Raw genomic sequence first — 16135 nt, 5'->3', positions numbered from 1 at the left:
ATGCATGCCGTCATCGTCTAGTTTGGTTCAGGACGCACGGTTCTCATCCGTGTAACCCGGGTTCAAATCCCGGTGACGGCGCCAATCAACAATGATTCTAAAATGAAAACAATACTCTATATGGGCATTACGCCCAATGGTTATATAGCAAAGGAAGACGGAAATTCTGAATGGACTTCGCAGGAAGATTTGCAAGGTTTTTTTGAAAACAGCAAAAAAGCCGGGAACATCGTTATGGGGAAGAATACTTATTAAATGTTGTTGTATCTCACGAAAGTATTGAGAATAAGTGGGGAGATAAAGTTATTATCACTGATGCTAATCCAAACGAAATCTTACGGATGTTGGAAGAAAAAGGTTTTACTACCGTTTTCCTGGCTGGCGGCGGCGCACTTAACGCCTCCTTTATGAAAGAAAAACTTATAAACGAAATATATTTAGATGTTGAACCGGTGATATTTGGAAAAGGTATTCAAGTGGTTGCTCCTTCGGAATTTGAGTATGAACTTGACTTGCTTGAAATTAAAAAACTCAATAAAGATACTGTTCAGTTGCATTATCTTGTAAAATAAGCAGAAATTATGGAAAATGAATCTATGCTGGATATAAAATTTATCAGAGAAAATAAGGATTTAATAAAAGAAGCGGCAAGGAAGAAGCGTGTGATTGTTGATGTTGACCGGCTTTTGGCGGTTGACGAAAAGAGGAGGGCGATGATTCAAGAGGTAGATAATTTAAGGCAGGAACATAAAAAATTTACCGGGGCATCCGAAGAAGCAAAAATTTCAAAAGACAAGCTCTCCCATAAAGAATTTGAACTTGGCGCCGTGGAAAAAGAGTTTGAAGAGCTGATGCTACTGGTGCCAAATGTCCCGGACCCGTCGGTGCCGGAGGGGAAATCCGACGCTGAAAATGTAGAAATCCGCAAATGGGGAGAGATAAGAGTTGAGCACGGAAAAAATTATCTAAACCTGATGCAGCTGCGCGACGCGCTCGACCTTGAGCGCGGAGCGAAAGTTTCCGGCTTCCGCGGATATTTTTTGAAGGGCGACGCGGCGCTTTTATCTATGGCGCTTTGGCAATTTACTCTGGATGTTCTGGTTAAAAAAGAGTTTACGCCATTTTTAGCGCCGGTTTTGGTAAGAAGAGAAAATTTGATTGGCACGGGGTGGGTTGGCGGGACTACGCCGGAGGAGGGAGAGGACGTTTATAAGACGCAGGACGATTTATATCTCTCCGGTACGGCCGAAGTTCCCATGATGGGCTATCATGCAGACGAAATATTAAGAGAAGAGGATTTGCCGAAAAAATACGTCGCATTTTCACCGTGTTTCCGGCGAGAGGCCGGCAGTTACGGCAAAGACGCGAAAGGCCTTTTCCGCGTGCACGAATTTTTTAAAGTTGAGCAGGTTGTGCTTTGCCGCGCAGACCACCAGGAATCGGTGAGGTGGCATGAGGAGCTTACTAAAAATTCTGAAGAGATTATGCAAGCACTTGAAATTCCTTACCGCGTGGTTATAAATTGCGGAGGCGATTTGGGCTTGGGGCAGGTCAAAAAATACGATATTGAGGCCTGGATTCCATCAGAAAAAAGATACCGCGAAACGCACTCGGCGTCATATTTCCATGATTTTCAGACAAGGCGGTTAAATATTAAATATAAGGATTCTTCCGGCAAAATTCATTTCGTGCATTCATTAAACAATACCGCCATCGCTACGCCGCGGATTTTGGAAGCGCTTCTGGAGAACCATCAGGAACCAGACGGTGAAATAAAAATCCCCGCTGCGCTGCAAAAATATTTGTGAACCTCCAGGATTATTATCGGCAGAAAAGGAGGAAAACGGCAGCAAGGAGATGGGGAATTTCTTTCTTTTTTCTGTTATCTCTGCTCGCCGCCTCGTGGGGATTTTTTTGGATACCCTTGTTCCGTGTAACTCAAATTAAAATTTATAATTATCCGGACGCAGAGAGCGTAAGGGGCGCGATAAAATCTCATTTGGAGGCGCGAAATAAAATTTTTCTGCCGCAGAACAGCTTTTGGTTTCTGGATACGGCGAGCATTGAAAATATTTTAAAAGACAAAGATTTCGGCGTGCCTGCGGTTAAGAAAATATTTCCGCGCGGTTTGAGCATAAATTTTCCGGAGATTTTGCCGTGGCTTATTTTTTGCCCGGCGGAAAACACCTGTTTTTATATAACGCAATCCGGCGAGTTGGGAGATCGCACTCCGCGTTTCAGCGAAAGTCCGCTGCCAGAGCTCTCCTTTGGCCAAAAAATCACGGCTCAAATAGGGGATAGAATTTTAAGCGAGAAAGAAGCTGGTTTCCTCACGTATTTTACGAGCGCGCTTAAAAATATGTCAGTGATGCCGAAAAGGATAAGAGTTTCCTTCGGCGAAATTGATATTTATTTAAAAGAAGGATGGTTTATTTTGGCGTCCGCAGAGCTTCCACCGGAGAAAACTGCGAGAGATCTTAAATTGCTTTTGGAACAAAAAATCGGAGAGAGGCGCCAGGCGCTTGAATATGTAGATATGCGCTTTCCAGATAAGGCATTCTATAAATTAAAACCTGTAGATTAAGATTGAACTGCCGGCGCGCGCAGCGAGGTTTTTACTTTTCAGCCAAGGATATAAATTCTCCGACCCGGCTAAACTATTTATAGAGATCGCGAAATAGCTTTCCCGGGGAGGTGCGCCCTTTGCTGGCCACCACGGCTCAAATTTATCGCCCAGATAATATTTAGGCGAGCCGCCTCCGAAATAATCAAGATAAATTTTATCTAGATTGTTTTCTTTCACCCAAAACGTCAAACGTTTTAGGTCTTGCCCCCAGTCGTAGTTTGAATCGGTTGCGATTTTATATCCGTTTTCTTCGCCGCCGCCCAAAATGTTGTAGTAAGAAAGATAATATGGGAAAGCAAAAAGTGTTTCTATAATCATCCAAGTGCTAATTAAATATATGGACGTCCGACGTCCATAGGACGTCGGACGTCCTGAAATTAAGCCTTTCGCAACCAAAAAGTAAAGAAAAGGGAAAGTCGGCAGAACATGCCGTACGCCGATGTTAAGAGGATTTAAAATTGAGCTTGCCCAGTAAAAAATTATAAAAATAATAGCCGCGAGCGAATTAAAATCCGGCCGAGCCCGATTCTTAATCGCCGTAAATAAAGCAATTATCGCCAGAATATAAAACCCCAGCTGTTCTTTTGTGATTGCCAGAACCGGAAAATAGGACCACCATCCTTTTGATGAAATTTCACCCATAAAATAGGCCGTGTTCCCACCGGCGGTGCGCCGCGCAACCATCAAAAATCCTTGCAGGTAAAGCCCAAGCGGCCTTGTGAGCGTTTGTTCGGTCAGCCAAAAATCCAGCTTGGCCAAAGAGGGATACTGATAGCCGGCAAGGATGTAGCGCGCGTCTTTCATCTGCTGGTCATGCGGATAACCCCAGATTTGCGGAATATACGCGGCGTAAATTACAGCGAGCGCGATAATGGTGGCTAACGCTAAATTTCTAATTTTCAATTTCCAATTTTCAATCAAATTCCAATTTTTAAATATTAAAATTATTAAATAAATCGGGAGTAATAAAACTAAAGAGAATTTAAAAAGCAAGACAAGCCCCAACACTACACCGAGCCAAGTTGCTGACTTTAAATCTTGCCGTTCCAAAAACCGCAAAAAGAAAATTATTCCCAGGAAAAATCCGAGCGCGGCGCCGACGTCTGTTGTTACGTATCGGCCATGCGCCAAAAAAGTGGGGGAGACAGCGAAGAAAAACAAAGTAAGCAACCCCACCGCTGCGCCATAGCGCTTTTTTACCCAAGAAAATAATATCCAGCCAAACAATATCGTAAGCAGAATCATCGGCAGGCGCGACCAGAAAAGAATCCGGTCCGCGTCATTGCCCGCCTCATATAAAAGATAATTACCCGTGGCCCATTGGCGGTCATTTACATTCTCCATAGTCCAAAATGGCTGCGCCGCGATATTTTCTTTAATCCGCCCACTGGCGGATAAAAACAAAAGCGGCAAAGCGGCCATGCTCTTGAGAAGCGGCGGGTGCTCCGGATTTAACCGCCCGTCCAGATATTTAAGATAAGTATAACCCGCGCCGATATGCGCCACCTCGTCAAAAATCGCCGAATCGTTCCAACTGGAAGCAAGCATCAGCCCGAACATCGCTACAAGCATCAAAACCGCTAAAACATTGGCATATTTATCCATACCCTCATTCTATCATTAAATAGCGCTAATTTTTGGAAAAAGAAATAGCGCATCTATAAAAGCGATGCGCCATCTGTACGGATGCAGGACATATCATTCTTCAGTCTTTGGTAACAGGAGGAATTGCTTGTAACGTGATAGCTCCTTCAGACGTTACTCCGTTGGAAATCAGTCTATAGCCCCTCCTCATTAAATCTCTGATACGGTCATGCTGTGCGCCCTCGTTTGCTGTAAAGTGTCCTGGATGCCAAGAAATAATGATTATGCTATCCTTACACTCTGTTATCTCTATCATACTCTAGCCCTCCTTCCCTCCTTATTCTTGTTGAAGTTTACCATATCTAATTTTAGCCTGTCAAGCACCAATCCTTGACTCCGAAAATTAGTACCGGATTAATTCACAATGGTCTATACAAATTCCAACGATCGTGTAAAAGTGTATAGTATGGTAGTATTGGAACAATATTGAAACATGAAAAAACTAAATCTTACTAAATTGACCCTAAAAACCATCGGCGACTTAGGTTTTGCGACTCTGGATTCTTTTTTTCCAAAAAAGTATCCGCAAGCAAGAGCCTGGAGGCAACTTTTAGGGCTGGATTCAAACTATCAATTTAAACGTCAAACCTTTTCCGTTATTTTGACCAGATTGCAAAAACAAGGCTTGGTGGAAAGAAAAAATAACACGTGGGGAATAACGAATTTGGGTAAAAAATTTATCAAAAACACAAAAACGGATAACGCATTTGATTTGCCCAAAAAAGACGGCATTTTAAGGATTGTAATATTTGACGTTCCAGAGCGCGAGCGAAGAAAGCGCGATTGGTTAAGAATAGAACTAGTTGCCTACGATTTTAAGCCTTTACAAAAAAGTGTATGGATGGGGGAGCGACCGTTACCTCAGGAATTCTTAGAAAATTTAGAAGAGATGAACTTAATGTCCAACATTCATATTTTCACGGTACAAAATAAGGGCACTATAAATACTAAATAGATGCGTCTATACAAATTTATACGATCGTGAGTACTTGTATAGTTCAATAATTTTTTAATACCACAAATCCCGAAGAGGCGTCTAAGCGCAAGCCCGGGATTTTTTGTTTGATTGTTTTAAAAATAGCTGGGCGGTATTCCACGGGCAGAAACTCGCATTTTTGGGAACAATCCGCGTAATCAAGATTCTTTAAAGAAATATAATAAATATTTTTCTCCGCCTGTTTCTGCGAATAAAAGGTGTCCGTGATAAAAACTATCGGCTGAAAGGACATCGGCGTGCCGGTTGTGTCCGCTTGGTCAACCGCGTCGGTAACGACGTATTTTTTTATGTCTTTGGGCTCTGCCTTAAGCCAGCGTGCCTTTTCGGTAATTTCTGTCTGAAATGCCTGATGAACGTTGAAATTCGGCGCCCAGTGTAAAAAATACTGGCTGTAGGCCTGAAGCACGGCGGTGGCCAAAAAAATATAAATAAAAATCCTGAACTGCGGCTTGACATTTTCCCAAAGCCAATTTAGCCCCAAGGCGGCGAAAATCATCGCTGGCGGAATTAAAATAATCGCGCGGAGCGCGTGCGGCAAAGATTCATTGGAAACGGCAACCGGCAAAAGCATCGTTATAAACCACAGCAACACAAAACTATATGGCCACTGTAATTTTTTAAGCGATTTCCATATGCCGATTAAAAATAAAATTCCCACTGGCCACCAAAGCTGCGGAGAGCCGGTGAGATTGTGCCGCCAGTTGAAATCGCCAGCGATATTGAACATCCCCAGCGTTTTTATAAGATTTTCTGAAAATTGTCCGAGCGGGCTGGGAGCGTCAAAAATTGAAATCGCCGCCGTCCGCCCCAAAAAATCCTGCGGATTTTGGACGTAATACCAAAGAAGGGGGAGCGAGGCGATGAAAGCGGCGAAAATAAAAAGTCCAATAAAGCACGGAGCGCAGTACTTGGAAGCCGGACTTCCAAGTGGAAGTCCGGCTTCCTGATTTTTCCAGTTTTTGTAAAATTTCCACAGCGGTAACAGCGCAATTACCGGCGCGATGCGATAAGCGATATATGAATGGAAGCCAAGGCCGAAAGTGAAGCCGGCGAGAATAATTATGGACGTCCGACGTCCATAGGACGTCGGACGTCTCGACGTTCCTTTTAGTAAAAAATAAAAACTCCACACCAAAAAAAACGGCGCCATAATCGCGCGGAATCCTATCCGCGAGAAATTAATATGCCAAAAGCTCGTGGCGAGAAATAATGATGATGCCAAAGCAATGAACTCGCCATGAGAATTTTCAATTTCTAATTTCGAATTCCTAAACAATTCCAAAGTCATTAAATATAGTCCTAAAATAGTTAATACTCCAAATATCGCCGACGGCAAGCGCAATACCCACGGCTCGGTGCCGAATGATTTTACAAAAACGGATTGAATGTTTATAAAAAGGCCTTCGCGGCCGAAATTTTCCGGATAAAAAACTTTCCATCCGCCAGCTGGCGGATTAGTTTCAATAACCCGCAGCGCGTTGACGCCATTTACTGCCTCATCCGCCCAAAGCCCCGGCGGGGCGCTCTTTAAATCCCAAAAACGGAAAAACGCTGCCAAGGCCAATATCAACAACACTAAAACCCAGTGGTTTTTCATAAAATTATTATAACATGTTATTATTTCATTATGCCTGAATCATGGTTACACGAGGAAATAAAATTGCTTGAAGAGCGGCTGGAGGCCAAAAAAAGGGAGCTGGCCGGAAGCGGTGAGCAAAAGCACGAAAAAGAGATTTTTAGAGAAGTCATAAAAGACGCCGCCGGGTCAAAATCGCCAACACCGCTTCAGCAAAGCCAGCTTGCGGACGATGATGCTAAGCAAAAAGCGTATGAGCTGCAGGAAAAAGAGCACGCCGAAATAATTGATTCTCTGGTGGAGCTCGCGCTCACCAAAGGGATGGCTTCGGCCATGAAAGTCGCGCAGGCGTTGAAAAATCCGCATATTCTGGATGAATTTCACGACACGCTGGCGGACAGATATTACGAAAAACTTTTAGAGTCCAGAAAAATTAAATGAATCCGGCCGCTTTCTACCTTTTTTTATTTATAACGCTGGCGCTCTGGCTCTGGCTTTTTTCCGTAATTTGGATAAAAAGGGAAAGGCGCTCCAGTGGGGTAAGCGCCGGGCTTGGCCTGGGACTTTATCTGGTCAGTATCCCGGAGGCAAGAGGCGAAAAAGCGGGGGAGGCGCAGGCGGCGAAGGATTTTATTTTAAAAATGGAAAATTTTCTCACCGGCTTGGGCGGAGTTCAAAGAAGAGGAATCGCCGGCAAAATTTTAGGAAATCCGCAGTTTGCGTTTGAGATCGCCGCGCACAACCGCGGGAGCGAGATATTTTTCTACATAGCTTTCCCGAGAGCATATGAAATTCTGCTTCAAAATCAACTTCACGGCGCCTTTCCGGAAGCCAAAATAGAAAGAAGGCCTGATTATAATATTTTCAATTTAGAGGGGGCAACAGCCGGCGCCTCCGCGTTTTCCGCCGAATCAGAACTGCTGCCCATAAAAACCTATCAGAAATCCGGAAGCGATCAGTTGGATACGATAACTTCGGCTCTCTCCAGCATAAAAGAATTCGGCGAGGGCGCGGCTTTACAGATAATTTTGAGAGTCGGAGGGGAAAATATCAAAAGCCGCGCGCATGGGGCGGCAAAAAAAATGAAAGAAGGGGAGAGTAAAAAAGAAGCGCTGGGCAAAAGCGGTTTTTGGAAAGCGTTTTTGAAAATTTTTTCCCCGTCAAAGATCGGTAAAGAAAAAAGCGGCGCAAGTTACGACGAAGAAACGGCAAAGCTTTTTGAAGAAAAGGCCTCAAAGCCGGCGTTTGAATGCAATATACGCATTCTTGCCTCAGCCGAGAGCGCGCTCTCGGCTGATAAGATTTTGAAAGGGCTTGCCGGGGCTTTTTTGCAGTATGAAAATCCGGAGGGCAACGGCCTGAAAATTAAAGAGCTTGGTGGAAAACGTTTAAGAAAATTGGTTGAGCGTTTTTCTTTCCGCCTTTTTGACGAAGAAGCCAAAATAATTTTAAACGTTGAGGAAATCGCGAGCATTTACCATTTTCCATATCTGAAAAAGGCCGCTCCCTCCGTGCGCACCTTAAAAGCGAAAGAGTCCGCTCCGCCGGTCAATTTGCCGAAAGAGGGCGTTTTGCTCGGCAAAAGCTCATTCCGGGGCGAGGGGCGCGAAGTGCGGCTAAAAAAAGACGACCGCAGAAGGCATTTTTACATCATTGGGCAGACGGGCACCGGAAAATCCGCGCTTATGCAAAACATGGTCAGTCAGGACATTTTGGCCGGCGAGGGGGTGGCAATTGTGGACCCGCACGGCGACCTTATTGAAAAAATCCTGCCTTTAATTCCTGCAGAGCGCGCAAATGACGTAATTTATTTTGACCCCGGGGATGTTGCGCGCCCGATGGGCCTCAACATGCTGGAGTTTGACCCCCGCTATCCCGAGCAGAAAAGTTTAATCGTCAACGAGCTTTTGGAAATTTTTAACAAGCTTTTTAATATGTCGGTTGCCGGAGGGCCGATGTTTGAGCAATACTTCAGAAACGCGGCGATGCTGGTTATGGAAGACCTGGAGAGCGGCAACACGCTTTTGGAAATCCAGAGGGTTTTCGCGGATAAATCCTTCCGCGACTTTAAGCTCTCGCGCTCCAAAAATATAGTCGTGGAGACCTTTTGGAAGCAGATTGCGGAGCGCGCCTCGGGAGAGCAATCCATTGCCAACATGGCGACTTACGTTGTGAGCAAGTTTGACGGATTTTTATCCAATGACATTATGCGCCCGATAATCGCCCAGCAAAAGTCCGCCTTTAATCTGCGCGGCGTTATGGACCAGAAAAAAATCCTTCTTTTGAATTTATCCAAGGGGAAACTCGGCGAGCTCAATTCAAATCTTTTGGGGCTCATTATAGTTAGCAAGATTTTAATGGCCTCGCTATCAAGAGTGGACAGACCGGAGGCAGAGCGCGGCGATTTTTACCTCTATATTGACGAGTTTCAAAACGTGACCACAAAATCCATTGCCACAATCCTTTCCGAGGCGAGAAAATATAAATTGAACATGATAGTTGCGCACCAGTTCATAGGCCAGCTTGACGAGGACATTAAAAAGGCGATTTTCGGAAACGTCGGCTCCATCTGCTCTTTTAGAATCGGCTCCGACGACGCCGAGTATATGGAAAAACAATTCCAGCCGGTGTTTTCCGCGGAGGACCTTTTAAACATTGATAATTTCAGCGCTTATCTCAAATTGCTGATTGACGGCCAGACCTCAAAGCCCTTTAATATAAAAACTCTGCCTCCGGAAAGCGGCCGCGGGGATACAGCCGATTACATAAAAGAGCTCTCGCGCTCCAAATACTCGCGCCCGCGCGAGGAAGTAGAGGAGGAAATTAGAAGGAGGCATCAGGCATTATTATGATTATCAAAAAAGATTATTGGATCGGGGCGGTTGCGGGAATTTTGACCGGGGCGCTTACGCTGGCAATTTTGTATTTTTTAAAAATTTCTTTCCCGTACCAAAATCTTGCCGCTTTGGTTTTACTGCCGGTTCTCTGGGCGGCGGGGGTTTGGTTCGGGGACTTTCTCGGGGCGCGAGTGAAACCGTTTTTTTCGCAATTCGGCCGCTACGCCGCCGCGGGGTTTCTTTCCACGGCGATTGACTTTGCGGTTCTCAACCTGACAAGTTATCTTACAGGCGTGACCGCCGGCATAATTGTCGGCTGGGTCAATGCGCCCGGATTTTTAATTGCGGTGATAAACGGATACTTGTGGAACAAACTCTGGGTTTTTTCGTCCGAAACGTCCGAAACTAAGTTTCGGTCACTTACTGACCGAAACTTAGTTTCGGACAAAATCAGCTTGTTTCATGACTTCCCAAAATTTTTCGCCGTTGGCGTTGGCGGACTTATTATAAACAGCGTGTTGATTGTGGTTCTCACCACTTACGCGCCGGCTTCAATCATTGAGACGGTCGGGTCGTCAAAATGGCTGAATTACGCGAAATTTATCGCCAACATCGCCGTGCTTATCTGGAATTTTACCGGTTTTAAATTTATAGTGTTTAAAAAATAGCATGTCGCAGGTTTTCTACAGAAAATACCGGCCAAAAAGCTTTGAAGAAGTGGTTGGGCAGGAGGGCACAGTCCGCATTTTAAAAAACGCAGTTTCAAAAAAACGCGTTGCCCACGCTTATCTTTTTTCCGGCCCGCGCGGCACCGGCAAAACCACGGTCGCCAGGATTTTAGCGAAAGAAGTCGGCTCATACGAGGAGGATATTGTTGAAATTGACGCCGCCTCTTCGCGGGGGATAGACGAAGCGCGGGCTTTAAGAGAAGCAGTATGGATTTTGCCGCTTCGCTCGCCCTGCAAAGTTTACATCATAGACGAAGTGCATATGCTGACAAAGGAGGCGTTCAATGCGCTTCTTAAGACCCTGGAAGAGCCGCCGGAGCATGCGATTTTTATCTTGGCGACAACAGAGCTTGCCAAAGTTCCCGACACGGTCATCTCCCGCACGCAGCATTTTCAGTTCAGAAAAATATCCATACCGGACATTGTGCGGGAGCTTACAAAAATAACAGCGGAAGAAAAACTTGACGCGGACGAAGACGCGCTCAAGCTAATCGCTTTTTTTGCGGACGGCTCGCTCCGCGACGCTGAAAATATTTTATTTCAGATGGCGGGGCTCGGACAAAAATCGGTCAAAGAAACGGACGTCCGCGGGCTTTTGGGCGCTCCGGAGGAAGAAGAGGTGGAAAAACTCGTCTCCGCTTCTTTTGGGGGGAAGCCAAAAGAGACGCTTGAGGTTTTGGATAAAATTTTGGAGGAAGGGATTGACCCAATGTTTTTAGGGAAGCTTCTTTTGCGCAGTTTCAGGGCAATTTTATTTTTGGCTTTGGACCCGAAAACGGAGCGGCTTCTGGAGCATGAGTTTGCATCCGACGAGATAACTTTTTTCAAAAAAGAATCTGGTGCGGGCTTAGCCCGCTCCGAATACGCCGTCCGCCAATTGATTGACGCCCTCCGCGCCCCCGCGGACGATTTTATCGCTCACCTTCCCCTGGAACTCGCGTTGATTAAGATAGCTACTTATGTTAAATAGTATTTTATTGCCGGGTCGTCTAATGGTAGGACATGGGCCTTTGGAGCCCAGTATCTTGGTTCGAATCCAAGCCCGGCAGAAATGAGGAAAAAAATAATTGTTGGATTGGACATCGGCGGGTCCAAAATACGGGCAGTTTTGTGGGACGGCAAAAAGGTTTTGGCGGCGCGAGAGGCGAAGACGCCGAAAAATTTGGGCGGATTTAAAAAAATTCTAAGAAAGTTGTTTGGGGGCCATTCTAAAATCGGTATCGCTGTGCCCGGAAGAATAAAGGGCGCTGTTTTTGTTTCAGCGACAAATATGCCCTATATTCGAAATTTTAATTTCGCCGAGTTTTTTGGCGGCGCAAAAGTAAACCCCCACACCAAAAAGTTTGGTGTGGGGGTAAAGGTTGACCACGATGCGAGGTGTTTCGCGCGGGCCGAACATAGAGACAAGCGGACGACGCTTTTTCTGACTCTTGGGACGGGGATCGGCCGCGCGATAAGTAAGGACGGCAAGATTCTAAAAATAAAAAGTTTTGAGTACCCGGCGCGCTGGGAAAAAAAGTACAAAGAAATCAGGGATAGCCGTAATGACGACGAACTCGCAATATTTTTGGCAAAAAAGCTGAAAGGCATTATTGAGACCTATAAAACAGAGAAAGTTATCATTGGCGGTGGAGTTGCGGCAAGAGAAAATTTCTCCGACAAGCTTCAAAAAACGCTGGGCTTGCCGGTCAAAAAATCTAAGCTTGGCAAAAACTCAGTGGCTATTGGGGCCGCGATGTTATTTCGATAGCGTCTTTGTGCCCGCGCAAAAACGCCTCCCAGGGCATTTCTTTTTTGCCTTCCGGCTGAACGATGAGGGGCTTTAAAACTCCATTTACAACCTCTGCCTTTTTTATTTTTAAAATTCTGCCGTTCTTCATTCTGGTATACGCCCCCGGCCATGGGCTGTAAGCCCGTACCATTTTTTCTATATAGTCGGCCGGCTTTGACCAGTCAATTTCCCCGTCTTTTTTCTTAAGCAACTTGGTGTAAGTCGCTTTGGAATCGTCCTGTTTTTTTGGCGCGATTTCGCCGGCAAGCTGTTTTTCAATGGTTGGAATTAAAAGCGCGGCGCCTTCCCGGGCGAGTTTCCCTGTTAAATTTAAACAAGTATCCTTTGGCTCTATTGGTATTTTTTTCTGGGCTAAAATCGGCCCGGCATCCGGCTTCTCCGTCGCTATGTGTATAGTTACACCCGTAATTTTATCCCCGGCCAGAATAGCGGATTGCACGGGAGACGCCCCCCGCCATCGCGGGAGGAGCGAGGGGTGGGCATTTAAAAACCCGTACTTAGGGAGCTCCAAAACCGCTTTCGGTATAATTTTGCCGTAGTAGGCAATAACGCCGAGGTCCGCATCCTCGGCTTGCGGGACAATCTCAAAACCGGAATTTTTAAGAGCGTCAAGATAGACGTATGAAAACGGCGAAGCGCCGAAAAAAACAATTTTTAATTTTAGATTTTCAATTTTCATTGGAAATTGGAAATTGAGAATTGGAAATTCGTTTCAAGTTCTTTGCTTTATCAATAAATAAAATGCCGTCCAGATGATCCAGCTCGTGCTGTAAGACCCGCGCAAAAAGCCCCGAGGCGCCGCGCTGACGCTTTTTCCCGAATTCGTCACAATACTCAATTGTAATTTGTTCCGCCCTCGGCACCTCGCCGTAAACCCCGCGCACAGAAAGGCATCCTTCAACGTCCCTTATTTTTTTAGATGAGAATTTTTTGAGTACGGGGTTTATGAAAACTAAATGCTCTGTATTTCTCTTTTTGTTTTTATCTCCGATTCTTTCATGCAATTCCTCGGCATTTTTTACGGCCGCTTCCTTGGCAACCAAAAAAATCCGGAGAGAAACCCCGATTTGCGGAGCGGCAATGCCGATGCCATCGGGCTCCGCGAACATCGCTGCGGCCATTTTTTTGATGAGCGCCTTAATTTCCGGCAGGTTTTGGCTTTGGACAGAATCGGCGCTTTTGCGCAATATTTTGTTTTCTTCCTGCCCGTCCGGCAGGCGGGTCTGTAAAATCATGTCTGCCTAGGGTAATATTTTTCAAAAATCATGTCCAGGTCTTTCCAAAAAATGGCCTGCCTAATCTTTCTCTCAAGCTCCTCCAGCATATTTTTGGAAAGCATAGCGCCTATTTTGGGCTGAAGCTTGGGCTTTTTGGCCAAAAACCAAACCGCCAGCATCTCAAGCTGGACGCTGGAAAATTTTTTAAGCGCCAGCTTTACCAGTTTGCCGTCCTTCCCGCGCTCAAAAACCGCCTTTTCCTTGCGGATTTTTTGGCAGGCGTCGTAGAAAAAATCAATAAACGCCTTTATTTCATTTTTTGCCGGCTTTGGCATAATTTACTACAATTTAATTATATCATGCCCATAAAAACGTTATTTTGGCTAGTTGGCATTTTGATAATTTTATATTTGCTTGTAAATTATTCCGTGCCCAGAAAACAAAATTTGAGCTACGGCGTTACTTTCTCGCAAAAGTTTTCGGAAGAACTGGGGTTAAATTGGCGCGAAAATTATTCGGCGATTTTAGATGATTTGAAAGTAAAAGATTTGCGGCTGGTGGCTTATTGGGATTTGACAGAGCCCGAAGAAGGCAAATTTGATTTTAATGATTTGGATTGGCAGATTACGGAGGCAGAGAAGCGCGGCGCAAAGGTTATTTTAGTTGTAGGGCGGAAAGCGCCAAGGTGGCCGGAGTGCCATATTCCCGTGTGGGCGCAGAAACTATGGACGTCCGACGTCGATAGTCTAATTATCGACGTCGGACGTCTAAGATATCAAGAAAGTCTTTTAACTTATTTAAAAACCGCCGTTGAACATTATAAAAAGAGCTCTGCCATAATTGCTTGGCAGGTTGAAAATGAACCATTGTTTCCGTTTGGCGAGTGCGGCATGACTCCGATTTCTTTATTAAATCAAGAAATTAAATTAGTTAAATCGCTTGATACTCGTTCAATTATTCTAACCGACTCCGGCGAGCTGGGATTCGCCTGGCCATACCTTGCGGCGAAGTCAGATATTTTTGGGACAACTCTCTATAGATACGTAACCCACAAATGGTTCGGCGAAATAAAATACTCGCTGGTTCCGGCATATTATTTTAGAATTAAAGCATGGTGGGCGGAGCGTGTTTTGGGGAAACAGATTTTAATTTCAGAACTCCAAGCCGAACCGTGGAATAATGGGGTGATGAATCCGGAAATTTTTAATGAAATAATTGATTATGCCGAACGCTCCGGTTTCCCGAAAGCATATCTTTGGGGCGCGGAATGGTGGTATTTTATGAAAGAGAAACAGGGGAAACCGGAGATGTGGAATACCGTAAAAGATTTAATAAATAAGCAATGAAACTTCAATCTCCAAAAAATCTTGCCCCGTTGGAAAGTCGTTTGACTTTTCCTGCGGGGTTTTTCTGGGGGGCGGCGACCTCCGCGCATCAAGTTGAGGGAGGAAATCATAATGATTGGTCGGAGTGGGAGAAAGTTACTAGACACGAAGAATCCGGTCGCGCCTGCGACCATTACAACCGTTTCCGCGAAGATTTTGATATTGCAAAATCGCTCGGCCACAACGCGCATCGCTTTTCAATAGAGTGGTCGCGGATTGAGCCGGAGGAAGGAAAATTTAATGAAAAAGAAATCGCGCATTATCAGGAAGTGATTGACGCTTTGCGCGAGCGGGGGATTGAGCCGTTTGTGACGCTTTGGCACTGGACTTTGCCGGTTTGGGTTGCCAAACAAGGCGGCTGGGAAAACAAAAAAACAATAGATGATTTCACTCGCTATGTCGACAAAATCGTACGATCGTTAAAAAGTGTCACATATTGGATGCCTCTTAATGAGCCCGGGACTTTTGTGGGGTTGGGGTATATACAGGGCTCCAGACCGCCGCAAGTAAAAAACCTAACCCGCGCTAATCGCGCATTTAAAAATTTAATGGCGGCACATCGTCAAGCTTATGATATTATTCATAAAGTTAACGACGGAGCATTAGTTGGGACGGCTAATTACGCTGTACACATGACTCCATATAAAAATTTGCCGTGGAATTGGTTACTGATAAAAATTTTAGATTATGTCAGAAATTGGAGATTTTTCGCCACGTTAAACAATAAATTTGATTTTATTGGCATCCAGTACTACCATACCGATGTTATTAATTTGAAATTAGGCAAAGGCCGTTGGGGGCCAATTGAATTAAAAAATCCTAATGATTGGGTAAGCGATATTGGGTGGTGGATTTACCCGGAAGGAATTTATCATCTTTTGAAACGCGCGGCGCGTTATGGAAAACCGATATTTATTACCGAGAATGGCGTAGCTGACGCAGGAGATATCTATAGAGAAAGGTTTATTAAAGAAATGCTGCGCTGGATTTATCAAGCCACTTCCGAGGGCGTAGATGTAAGGGGTTATTTTTATTGGTCGCTTTTGGATAATTTTGAATGGGATAGCGGTTTTACGCAGCGGTTTGGGCTGGTTGAGATAAATTACAAGACAATGGAACGAAAAATCAGGAAAAGCGCTCTGGAATACGCCAAAATAGCCAAGGAAAACGCTGTGGAAACAGACCCTTGACGGCGTTTTTTAGGCGAGTATAATGGAATTATTATAGGTTAACTTATATTGAGATGGCCGGAGGCACAGATACCTTTTAATCTATTTTGAATCTATTTTGAAAAATTAGCATAGTAAATCCGCGATAGGATCTTTGGGGTCTT

General features: G+C 44.9%; 17 protein-coding genes and 2 tRNA genes. 14 read left to right on the top strand and 5 right to left on the bottom strand.

The window, feature by feature from the left end; genetic code table 11:
- Nucleotides 1-6 precede the first annotated feature (6 nt).
- From HYW15_02505 to HYW15_02485, 5 genes are all read left to right on the top strand, one after another.
- Nucleotides 7-84 (top strand) — tRNA-Glu (locus HYW15_02505).
- An 18-nt stretch (nucleotides 85-102) separates the two neighbouring features.
- Nucleotides 103-255, top strand: coding sequence for a hypothetical protein (locus tag HYW15_02500; GenBank protein ID QQG42359.1), 153 nt, complete (start codon nucleotides 103-105; stop codon nucleotides 253-255).
- A 23-nt stretch (nucleotides 256-278) separates the two neighbouring features.
- Complete coding sequence (locus tag HYW15_02495; protein ID QQG42976.1) at nucleotides 279-572, top strand: dihydrofolate reductase family protein; 294 nt, start codon at nucleotides 279-281, stop codon at nucleotides 570-572.
- A 24-nt stretch (nucleotides 573-596) separates the two neighbouring features.
- Nucleotides 597-1808, top strand: a complete 1212-nt coding sequence (gene serS, locus HYW15_02490; protein ID QQG42975.1) for a serine--tRNA ligase — start codon at nucleotides 597-599, stop codon at nucleotides 1806-1808.
- Nucleotides 1809-1924: 116 nt separating this feature from the next.
- Nucleotides 1925-2584: a hypothetical protein gene (locus HYW15_02485; protein ID QQG42358.1), complete on the top strand. Its 660-nt coding sequence runs from the start codon at nucleotides 1925-1927 to the stop codon at nucleotides 2582-2584.
- On the opposite strand, the gene HYW15_02480 is transcribed toward HYW15_02485, so the two are convergent.
- A complete protein-coding gene (locus HYW15_02480) occupies nucleotides 2567-4231 on the bottom strand; it encodes a glycosyltransferase family 39 protein (protein ID QQG42357.1) in 1665 nt (554 codons plus the stop codon). The genes HYW15_02485 and HYW15_02480 overlap by 18 nt on opposite strands.
- Before the next feature lie 472 nt (nucleotides 4232-4703).
- On the opposite strand from HYW15_02480, the gene HYW15_02475 reads away from it, so the two are divergent.
- Nucleotides 4704-5225 carry a hypothetical protein gene (locus tag HYW15_02475; protein ID QQG42356.1) on the top strand — a complete coding sequence of 174 codons (522 nt, stop codon included), beginning with the start codon at nucleotides 4704-4706 and terminating at the stop codon, nucleotides 5223-5225.
- A gap of 43 nt (nucleotides 5226-5268) precedes the next feature.
- Here HYW15_02475 and HYW15_02470 read toward each other — a convergent pair whose 3' ends face one another.
- Nucleotides 5269-6864 (bottom strand): glycosyltransferase family 39 protein, encoded by a 1596-nt coding sequence (locus HYW15_02470; protein ID QQG42355.1) that lies wholly within the window; start codon nucleotides 6862-6864, stop codon nucleotides 5269-5271.
- A 30-nt stretch (nucleotides 6865-6894) separates the two neighbouring features.
- Between HYW15_02470 and HYW15_02465 the strand changes: the two genes are divergently transcribed.
- From HYW15_02465 to HYW15_02440, 6 genes are all read left to right on the top strand, one after another.
- Entirely contained in the window at nucleotides 6895-7284 is a 390-nt protein-coding gene (locus tag HYW15_02465) for a hypothetical protein (GenBank protein QQG42354.1), read from the top strand.
- A complete protein-coding gene (locus tag HYW15_02460; protein ID QQG42353.1) occupies nucleotides 7281-9695 on the top strand; it encodes a type IV secretion system DNA-binding domain-containing protein in 2415 nt (804 codons plus the stop codon). Before HYW15_02465 ends, HYW15_02460 begins: the two co-directional genes overlap by 4 nt.
- The gene (locus HYW15_02455) at nucleotides 9692-10348 is read left to right on the top strand and encodes a GtrA family protein (GenBank protein QQG42352.1); all 657 of its coding nucleotides are present in this window, start codon (nucleotides 9692-9694) and stop codon (nucleotides 10346-10348) included. Before HYW15_02460 ends, HYW15_02455 begins: the two co-directional genes overlap by 4 nt.
- 1 nt (nucleotide 10349) lies before the next feature.
- A complete protein-coding gene (gene dnaX, locus HYW15_02450; protein ID QQG42351.1) occupies nucleotides 10350-11378 on the top strand; it encodes a DNA polymerase III subunit gamma/tau in 1029 nt (342 codons plus the stop codon).
- An 8-nt stretch (nucleotides 11379-11386) separates the two neighbouring features.
- Nucleotides 11387-11457: transfer RNA gene (locus HYW15_02445), tRNA-Gln, on the top strand.
- A 2-nt stretch (nucleotides 11458-11459) separates the two neighbouring features.
- Nucleotides 11460-12158 carry an ROK family protein gene (locus HYW15_02440; protein ID QQG42350.1) on the top strand — a complete coding sequence of 233 codons (699 nt, stop codon included), beginning with the start codon at nucleotides 11460-11462 and terminating at the stop codon, nucleotides 12156-12158.
- On the opposite strand, the gene HYW15_02435 is transcribed toward HYW15_02440, so the two are convergent.
- The 3 genes from HYW15_02435 to HYW15_02425 are packed head-to-tail and all read right to left on the bottom strand — an operon-like array spanning nucleotide 12130 to nucleotide 13752.
- A complete protein-coding gene (locus HYW15_02435) occupies nucleotides 12130-12879 on the bottom strand; it encodes a methionyl-tRNA formyltransferase (protein QQG42349.1) in 750 nt (249 codons plus the stop codon). The genes HYW15_02440 and HYW15_02435 overlap by 29 nt on opposite strands.
- Nucleotides 12869-13435 carry a peptide deformylase gene (gene def, locus HYW15_02430; GenBank protein QQG42348.1) on the bottom strand — a complete coding sequence of 189 codons (567 nt, stop codon included), beginning with the start codon at nucleotides 13433-13435 and terminating at the stop codon, nucleotides 12869-12871. The genes HYW15_02435 and def overlap by 11 nt, the downstream gene beginning before the upstream one ends.
- On the bottom strand, nucleotides 13432-13752 hold the full coding sequence (locus tag HYW15_02425; GenBank protein ID QQG42347.1) for a hypothetical protein: 321 nt from the start codon (nucleotides 13750-13752) through the stop codon (nucleotides 13432-13434). Before HYW15_02425 ends, def begins: the two co-directional genes overlap by 4 nt.
- A 24-nt stretch (nucleotides 13753-13776) precedes the next feature.
- On the opposite strand from HYW15_02425, the gene HYW15_02420 reads away from it, so the two are divergent.
- Nucleotides 13777-14763 (top strand): beta-galactosidase, encoded by a 987-nt coding sequence (locus HYW15_02420; protein ID QQG42346.1) that lies wholly within the window; start codon nucleotides 13777-13779, stop codon nucleotides 14761-14763.
- Nucleotides 14760-15992, top strand: a complete 1233-nt coding sequence (locus HYW15_02415; protein ID QQG42345.1) for a glycoside hydrolase family 1 protein — start codon at nucleotides 14760-14762, stop codon at nucleotides 15990-15992. The genes HYW15_02420 and HYW15_02415 overlap by 4 nt, the downstream gene beginning before the upstream one ends.
- Nucleotides 15993-16135 lie beyond the last annotated feature (143 nt).

This window comes from Candidatus Giovannonibacteria bacterium, assembly GCA_016432405.1.
GTDB lineage: Bacteria > Patescibacteriota > Minisyncoccia > UBA11713 > 2-01-FULL-45-33 > MFHE01.
The sequence above is the reverse complement of the archived record's forward strand: the minus strand, read 5'-3'. Positions and strand labels throughout refer to the sequence as shown.

Coding starts and splice junctions, on each gene's coding strand:
- HYW15_02500 (QQG42359.1), top strand. CDS start 103: ATGAAAACAATACTCTATATGGGCATTACGCCCAATGGTTATATAGCA.
- HYW15_02470 (QQG42355.1), bottom strand. CDS start 6,864: ATGAAAAACCACTGGGTTTTAGTGTTGTTGATATTGGCCTTGGCAGCG.
- HYW15_02415 (QQG42345.1), top strand. CDS start 14,760: ATGAAACTTCAATCTCCAAAAAATCTTGCCCCGTTGGAAAGTCGTTTG.
- HYW15_02480 (QQG42357.1), bottom strand. CDS start 4,231: ATGGATAAATATGCCAATGTTTTAGCGGTTTTGATGCTTGTAGCGATG.
- HYW15_02455 (QQG42352.1), top strand. CDS start 9,692: ATGATTATCAAAAAAGATTATTGGATCGGGGCGGTTGCGGGAATTTTG.
- serS (QQG42975.1), top strand. CDS start 597: ATGCTGGATATAAAATTTATCAGAGAAAATAAGGATTTAATAAAAGAA.
- HYW15_02475 (QQG42356.1), top strand. CDS start 4,704: ATGAAAAAACTAAATCTTACTAAATTGACCCTAAAAACCATCGGCGAC.
- HYW15_02460 (QQG42353.1), top strand. CDS start 7,281: ATGAATCCGGCCGCTTTCTACCTTTTTTTATTTATAACGCTGGCGCTC.
- HYW15_02420 (QQG42346.1), top strand. CDS start 13,777: ATGCCCATAAAAACGTTATTTTGGCTAGTTGGCATTTTGATAATTTTA.
- def (QQG42348.1), bottom strand. CDS start 13,435: ATGATTTTACAGACCCGCCTGCCGGACGGGCAGGAAGAAAACAAAATA.
- HYW15_02425 (QQG42347.1), bottom strand. CDS start 13,752: ATGCCAAAGCCGGCAAAAAATGAAATAAAGGCGTTTATTGATTTTTTC.
- HYW15_02435 (QQG42349.1), bottom strand. CDS start 12,879: ATGAAAATTGAAAATCTAAAATTAAAAATTGTTTTTTTCGGCGCTTCG.
- dnaX (QQG42351.1), top strand. CDS start 10,350: ATGTCGCAGGTTTTCTACAGAAAATACCGGCCAAAAAGCTTTGAAGAA.
- HYW15_02440 (QQG42350.1), top strand. CDS start 11,460: ATGAGGAAAAAAATAATTGTTGGATTGGACATCGGCGGGTCCAAAATA.
- HYW15_02465 (QQG42354.1), top strand. CDS start 6,895: ATGCCTGAATCATGGTTACACGAGGAAATAAAATTGCTTGAAGAGCGG.